This window comes from Cellvibrio sp. (assembly GCF_053579595.1).
This window is the reverse complement of sequence record NZ_JBRFPI010000251.1, coordinates 1-6,844: the sequence shown is the minus strand read 5'-3', so window position 1 is coordinate 6,844 and position 6,844 is coordinate 1. Positions and strand designations below refer to the sequence as shown.

General features: G+C 48.1%; 6 protein-coding genes and 1 pseudogene. 1 reads left to right on the top strand and 6 read right to left on the bottom strand.

Going from position 1 to position 6,844, the window contains the following annotated elements; all coding sequences use genetic code 11:
- The 3 genes from msrP to rlmKL all read right to left on the bottom strand — a co-directional run.
- The coding region (gene msrP, locus ACWA6V_RS14750; protein ID WP_449523205.1) for a protein-methionine-sulfoxide reductase catalytic subunit MsrP at window positions 1-791 on the bottom strand (791 nt) is incomplete at its 3' end.
- A 54-nt stretch (window positions 792-845) separates the two neighbouring features.
- Window positions 846-1,673 carry a hypothetical protein gene (locus ACWA6V_RS14745; RefSeq protein WP_449523204.1) on the bottom strand — a complete coding sequence of 276 codons (828 nt, stop codon included), beginning with the start codon at window positions 1,671-1,673 and terminating at the stop codon, window positions 846-848.
- A gap of 20 nt (window positions 1,674-1,693) precedes the next feature.
- On the bottom strand, window positions 1,694-3,949 hold the full coding sequence (gene rlmKL / locus ACWA6V_RS14740; RefSeq protein ID WP_449523203.1) for a bifunctional 23S rRNA (guanine(2069)-N(7))-methyltransferase RlmK/23S rRNA (guanine(2445)-N(2))-methyltransferase RlmL: 2,256 nt from the start codon (window positions 3,947-3,949) through the stop codon (window positions 1,694-1,696).
- Between the two features lie 300 nt (window positions 3,950-4,249).
- On the opposite strand from rlmKL, the gene rmf reads away from it, so the two are divergent.
- On the top strand, window positions 4,250-4,474 hold the full coding sequence (rmf, locus tag ACWA6V_RS14735; protein WP_007641871.1) for a ribosome modulation factor: 225 nt from the start codon (window positions 4,250-4,252) through the stop codon (window positions 4,472-4,474).
- 101 nt (window positions 4,475-4,575) lie between these two features.
- Here rmf and ACWA6V_RS14730 read toward each other — a convergent pair whose 3' ends face one another.
- The 3 genes and pseudogenes from ACWA6V_RS14730 to ACWA6V_RS14720 all read right to left on the bottom strand — a co-directional run.
- A complete protein-coding gene (locus ACWA6V_RS14730) occupies window positions 4,576-5,604 on the bottom strand; it encodes a quinone-dependent dihydroorotate dehydrogenase (protein WP_449523202.1) in 1,029 nt (342 codons plus the stop codon).
- A gap of 119 nt (window positions 5,605-5,723) precedes the next feature.
- Window positions 5,724-5,945 (bottom strand): DUF2835 domain-containing protein, encoded by a 222-nt coding sequence (locus ACWA6V_RS14725; RefSeq protein ID WP_449523201.1) that lies wholly within the window; start codon window positions 5,943-5,945, stop codon window positions 5,724-5,726.
- A gap of 32 nt (window positions 5,946-5,977) precedes the next feature.
- Window positions 5,978-6,844 (bottom strand): annotated as a pseudogene (locus ACWA6V_RS14720) (NAD-glutamate dehydrogenase); the annotation flags it as partial.

The window sequence follows — 6,844 nt, the reverse complement described above, 5'->3', positions numbered from 1 at the left end:
GGTTGTTTTTCAGTAAATTCAATTTTCACAATCGATTTGATGTATTTAAAACCGTATATCCAGGGCACCACCAAACGCAAGGGCGCACCATTTTGATTAGGCAACACCTTGCCATACAAACCAACCGCCAAGGTTGTTAACGGATGCATAGCTTCATCCATCCGTAAACCTTCACGATAAGGCCAATCAATCGTGCTAAACCGGCTTTTTTGTTCAGGCATTTCGGACGGACGTTCGAGTGTTGTGAAAGCAATATATTTTGCTTTGCTGGTCGGTTCGACGCGCTTGATTAAATCAGCGAGTGAGAATCCAACCCAAGGCACCACCATCGACCAGGCCTCAACACAGCGCAGGCGATAAATTCGCTCTTCCAGTGTCACGCCTTTTAATAAATCTTCCAAGCCAAAAGTGCCGGGTTTATTAACCTCACCAACGATCTCAACTGTCCACGGATGCGGCTTTAATATATGGGCTTTAGCGGCGGGATCAGTTTTATCGTAACCATATTCGTAAAAGTTGTTATGCCCGGCGATGTGCTCGTAGGGCGTCAGGGCTTCGCTGATTTTTTCCTGATTGGCGTTAGCACCGGCAATCTGCTTTTTTAACCACTCCGGACCGGGTAAATCCTTATCAGCTACCTGTGTGGGGGCAGCAAGTACGCCGACTGCACTCGCACCAACGCCGAGGGCGGCGACGCTCATGGCACCACGCATAAAATCGCGCCGGGCATTATAAATACGCTCGGGGGTAATTTCAGAAGATGGAATATCACTGGGCTTTTTGATCAGCATACTGACCTCGATAGACAAGATGGTTGGCTTATAGACTTGCGCCAATAGGATTTGTTACTGCAACTCAAAAATATAATTTCTACCCTGATAGTCGCAGACATAGCGAGTATCAGTAAGCGCACCGCAATCCTGCACTGATAAACCTTGCGGAACACGGGATGACTCGCTCACGCCCATATTCGCCTTATCTTTTTTCAGAAAGCCATACATAATTTCAAAGCGCTGGGGAAAATCCAAACCCTTGCTGTGTAAATCCTGATAAAGATACGCAAATTTTCCGTAAGTCATTGTGACACCGCAAAGACCAATGTCGCACATTTTAGCAACGTAGCGCGCATAAGCATGGCCGAGATACTGACTCAAGGCGCCGCCTTGATACCGCGGCAAATCCATTTTGTTGTCGATTGATAAGGCATTATTTGCCAAGCGATGATTGGCTTTGTTGCCAATCAGTTTGAATACCTGACTTGCACAGCGGATCTGTTTGGCAAGTAATTCACAACCCACGGCATTTTTTGATTCAGCTGAAATACTACGCAATAGATTAGCATCTGGTTCATTTACAACAGCTTCCAGCAGGTTAACCTGTGGCTTATTAATTATTTTTGGCGGGGCAACAGTTGTTATCGGAGGTTGGATCTTGCGCACAGGTAATTTAATTCTGTTGCGCTCCGCTGGCCGTTTTAGCAAAGACGCTTGCACCGCTTCGTTATTTTTTTTGAATTGATTAAAGGGCGGTAAGCCTTTGGTTTGCGCCTTGGCTTGCAACTGGCAGTAGACTTGTTCGTAATAGGTTTCAGCGAGGGCAAAGCAGAATTGGTCGGCCTTTGCGCTAGCGGTCAGTACACACAGAATGGAAATACTGAGCCAGGCGTAGCGCATAAGATTAACCTTTAGTGGGACTAGTGGGTAATCAACCAACACTGATGGATTTTAGGATTGCGCTTAAAATCCTCATCAATTGTTTTCGCACTAATATCCTTGATGGTGTATGCACTCAATGCATCAGCATCCAGTTTAAAACTGCGCAGGTTGTTGGAGAAAATCAGGGTGCCGTCTTCCGCTAACGAGCGCATCGCATTGTTAATCATGCTGACATGATCGCGCTGTACATCCAATACATCTTCCATGCGTTTTGAGTTAGAGAAGCTTGGAGGGTCAAGCAAAATCAGATCAAATTGTTGGTCGTTATCTTCCAGCCATTTTAAACAATCGGCTTGCTCCAAACGGTTGCGCGATTCACTCAAACCATTTAACGCATAATTTTTACGCGCCCAGTTTAGATAAGTATTGGACATATCCACGCTTACCGTATAACGCGCACCGGCCATAGCCGCGTGCACACTCGCGGTTGCGGTGTAACAGAATAAATTTAAAAAGCGTTTATCTTTGGCCAGATCCGCAATCATCAAACGCACCGGGCGGTGATCGAGAAACAAACCCGTATCCAAATACTGCCACATATTAATGTGCAGCTTCGCTTGCCCTTCCTGCACACTGAATACATCGCCGGTTGGACGCTCGCTGATTTTTTCGTACTGGCTGGTACCTTTGTTGCGGCGGCGCTGTTTGTAACTGATATTGGAGGCGAGTAGATCCAGTGCAAACGGAACCGCTTGCTCAATTTCCATAAAGCGCGCAGCAGCTCTGTCTTCATCAACAGATTTCGGCGCAGCGTATTCCTGCACATGGGCGTAAAGTTGCGGTGCACGATTGGGCTGGGTTTGGCCGCGATAAATATCAATCGCTGCCGAATATTCCGGCATATCGGCATCATATAGACGATAGCAACTAATGTCGTTTTTCTTCGCCCACTTCTCCAATTGTTTGAGATTTTTTTGCAGGCGATTCACTAACATCTGCGCACCATTAGAGAGTGCATCAGCTTGCTCTTTTTTGTTTTCGATTTTAACGCGTGCTTCAGCTTCTTTACGCTCTTCATCGTCTTTACTGAAGCGCGCATCCTGCTCGACGCGACTTTGTACAAACGCTTCGCTACTGATGCTGAACATCAACAATTCACTTGCGATAGTGCCGTTAAAAAATTTGTATTTTTTATCCGCACGCAAACCCATTTGTTTACCGAGCTCAGGATTGCCGGTAAATACGCCCGCGCGCCACCCCTGGAATTCATTGCGTAAACGCTCGCCCAAATGGGCATACAATAATTTCAGCGATTCAATTTCACCCAAACGTTCACCGTAAGGTGGGTTGCTGATGACGATGCCAAAATCCATCGCCTTGTGCGTAGGTTTTACAAAATCTTTTAATTCTTTACGGCTCACACGCAACCAATGATCCAATTCGGCGCTGACAATATTGTCTTCCGCTGCACGAATAACATTGACATCCGCATCATAGCCACGAATTTCTGGCAGATTTTCGCGCGCAAGACCTGCTTTTTTGCGCGCAAACGCTTCTTCACGTAACTCCAGCCAAATGTCATTACGATGATTGAGCCAGCGTTCGAAACCAAAACTGCCGCGCAATAAACCCGGAGCAATATCCGCAGCGATCAATGCGGCTTCAATCAGGATAGTTCCAGAGCCGCACATAGGGTCTAGCAGTGCACCACCTTGCGACGCTATCTCCGGCCAGCCAGCACGGATCAATATCCCGGCAGCGAGGTTTTCTTTCATGGGTGCACTGCCCTGCTTCACACGGTAGCCGCGGCGATGCAGGCTGTCGCCTGAGAGATCGATACTAACGATTACTTTGCTTTTGGATAAACGCACATTCACCCGCAAATCCGGGTCGCGCTTGGCGACGGAGGGGCGTTCGCCGCTGAAATCGCGCAGGCAATCCACAATTGCATCTTTTACTTTCACCGCACCAAACTGGGTGTTGCGGATAGTGTCATTGGTACCGATAAAATCCACCAACAAAGTACCATTCGGGCTTAAATGCTCCTCCCAACGCAGTTCGCGTACACCATCATAAAGTTCTTCCTGACTATCGGCTTCAAAGCTTGCTAGTGGCAGCAGGATTTTATTAGCTAGACGCGACCAAAGGCAGGCACGGTAGGCCATTTCGATCTCGCCCGAGAAATAGATACCGGCGACCGTCTCGCGCATGTCTTCTGCGCCAAGGGTTTGCAGTTCGGTGTAGAGCAAGCCTTCCAAGCCTTTGGGGCAAGTGGCGAAATATTGATGTGTCATTACGCTTTCCAACAAGGGATTTTCCAAAAAATGGCTTTCAGGATGAACTTTTCTGAATGGCACCTGACTAAAAGAAGGTGTTTGTCATTAAGTTGTCAAATACATTTGCTAGGCCGATATGCCATATAGAACGGCCTATGTATAAAAAATTAATCGTTCACGACACCGTTTAAATCTGGTGTACTCACCCAACCCGTTAATGCTAAGGAGAATCTAAAAACCAGATAGACATCCGCAAGACCGCTTCCGTCGATAAGTAACACCCTATCGATAAACCACAATATAGAGGTGCAATAACTGATGAAACGTCAAAAACGTGACCAAACAGAACGCGCATTTGTTAAAGGGTATCAAGCAGGTATTGATGGGCGTTCCAAAAGCCTTTGTCCCCATGAGACCGGCCAAGCCCGCCAGCAATGGCTAAACGGCTGGCGCGAATCACGCATCGATCAGTGGGACGGCTATAGTCGTTTGGCACAGGTTCAAAAAGTAAACAACATCCAACCCATGGCCATGAGTGGCTAACTTTCAACGCAAGACCAACAGAATTTTCCCAGCTAAATCATTTTTGATTCTATAAGCCCGCTCTTGCGGGCTTCGCTGTTTTAGTGGCTTAAAAAATGGAATCACAGCCCTTTGTGATAACTGGCAATTCCAGCTGCAGCCCGGCCAATCAAGCTCGGCCCCTCATAAATAAAACCACTGTAGATCTGTACCAAGCTGGCGCCGGCGCGGATTTTATCGGCGGCGCTTGCGCCATCAAAAATCCCGCCCACACCGATAATTGGCAATTTTCCGCCCAGACAGGAACTGAGCGTTTTTATCACATAGGTGCTCTTGTCGCGCACGGGTAAACCGCTCAAACCGCCGGTTTCACTGCCATTCTCATATTCTTCTACACCTACGCGGGTGATGGTGGTGTTAGTGGCAATCACGCCGTCCATCCCTTCCTGCAGGAGAACGCCGGCAACTTGATGGATTTCACCTTCATCCATATCCGGTGCAATTTTTACTGCGATAGGTACATAACGACCAGTCGCCTGTTGTAGCAGCGCTTGTTCTTTTTTCAGCGGTGCCAGCAACTGGGAGAGCGAATCGCCAAATTGGAGGTTGCGCAACCCGGGAGTGTTAGGCGATGAGATATTCACGGTTATGTAATCCGCGTGGTCATAGACCTTACGCAAGCAAATCAGGTAATCATCGACCGCATTTTCCACAGGGGTAGTGGCGTTCTTGCCGATATTGATCCCCAACACGCCTTTGTAGCGACGGTGTTTAACCTGCGCGACCAAATGATCTACGCCCTTATTGTTAAACCCCATTCGATTAATAATCGCCTGGGCTTCCGGGATACGAAACAAACGCGGCTGAGGATTGCCCGGCTGCGCGCGCGGGGTAATGGTACCTATCTCCACAAAGCCAAAACCCATGGCGCCCAACGCATTGAAGTAATCGCCGTTTTTATCCAGCCCAGCCGCCATACCCACGGGGTTATCAAAGGTCAGCCCCATCACGTTTACCGGTGCGCTGGGAACACTAGGGGTCAGCAATCCCAGTAAACGCAAACGCTCAGCAGCGCCCAGAAGATCCAGGCTAAGTTCGTGGGAAGTTTCAGCATCGAGGCGGAATAAAAGATCGCGGATAATGTGGTACATGGCAGGCTCTTTAGCGGTCTGGATGGGTGACGATAAACAAGGCGGCAAGGATACTGGATTAACGGGTACAACGCACCCCAAACCTTGCCCTTTTCTTGCACTACTGAATACACCAAAGGCTACGCTAATCGATGAATAGACTGAAAGCGATTGTCATCATCAAAATCGATTTGAAAGGTACCGCGAATCCCGTTGTGCAATACAAAGGGCCGCAGGATCCCTGCCGGGAAACGAATACTGCGACCGTCAATACTGTGAGCGAAAACGGTTTTAACGCTACCCTCATACAAACGTTGAAACTCTTCCGTGGAAATAGACAAATTCACGATGATACTTTTCAAAAAATAAATCTCTTGTTAAAAAAACGATAGGGTTATTCCGGCAAAGGGCAATTATCCAGTGCCTCACAGTGCTGACTCGCCTGTGCAAGGTCGAGCAAATCGCGCAGAGCCACCGCCACCATCGCAAAGTCAGTGCCATTTACTGCCTGCAATTCATTCACCATGGTTTTCCAACGTGAGATGAGTAATTGATGCTGATTACTCCAGCGTTGGATCAACTCATCCAGCGACAAACGCTCATCCATAAAACGGATGAGTGACACACTCAAGCTGCGCAATTGCGATTCCAGATCTCCCAGATAAGTCTCCCGCGCCATAGCTTGCCAGAAGTTATCGACCGGTAAATTGGAAATTTGGTTAGAAAACCAGGGCAAACTCAAATAATTACCCAACGCAAAATAAATTTTGGCGAGTTGGTTAATATCCTGATTGGCGATACGCGCTGCCTCCACCACACTTAACCCTGAATATAAATCAGCCGGGCGCGCTACGCAGCTGACCAGATTATCGGACAGGCCAAAGGCGCGCAGTTTCTGCACCGACTCCTGCCATTCTGTTAATGCATCACCCACCAACAAATCTGGTAATTGCGCATTAATTTTTTGCATGCCTGTAGCAAACAATTCCACTTCGCTCGTCGGGTTTAAGTAGCTGCGGCGATTGCGTAAAAACCAGCGCGCGGCACGGCGGATTTTACGCATCATCATATTGATCAACTGCAACTGCCGCTCGGCAGGTACGGCAGTGCCAGCGGCATCGAGTGCAGCTAAAAATTCCGGCATTGCATAAATATCGCGCGCAATCACATAAGCTTTCGCCACATCGCCGGCACTTGCGCCCGTCGATTCCATCAACCGCTGTGCAAAACTGATCCCCATGGTATTGACCATATCGTTGGC

Excerpts from the sequence above, each read along its gene's own strand:
- ACWA6V_RS14745 (WP_449523204.1), bottom strand. The coding sequence starts at position 1,673 with ATGCGCTACGCCTGGCTCAGTATTTCCATTCTGTGTGTACTGACCGCT.
- rlmKL (WP_449523203.1), bottom strand. The coding sequence starts at position 3,949 with ATGACACATCAATATTTCGCCACTTGCCCCAAAGGCTTGGAAGGCTTG.
- rmf (WP_007641871.1), top strand. The coding sequence starts at position 4,250 with ATGAAACGTCAAAAACGTGACCAAACAGAACGCGCATTTGTTAAAGGG.
- ACWA6V_RS14730 (WP_449523202.1), bottom strand. The coding sequence starts at position 5,604 with ATGTACCACATTATCCGCGATCTTTTATTCCGCCTCGATGCTGAAACT.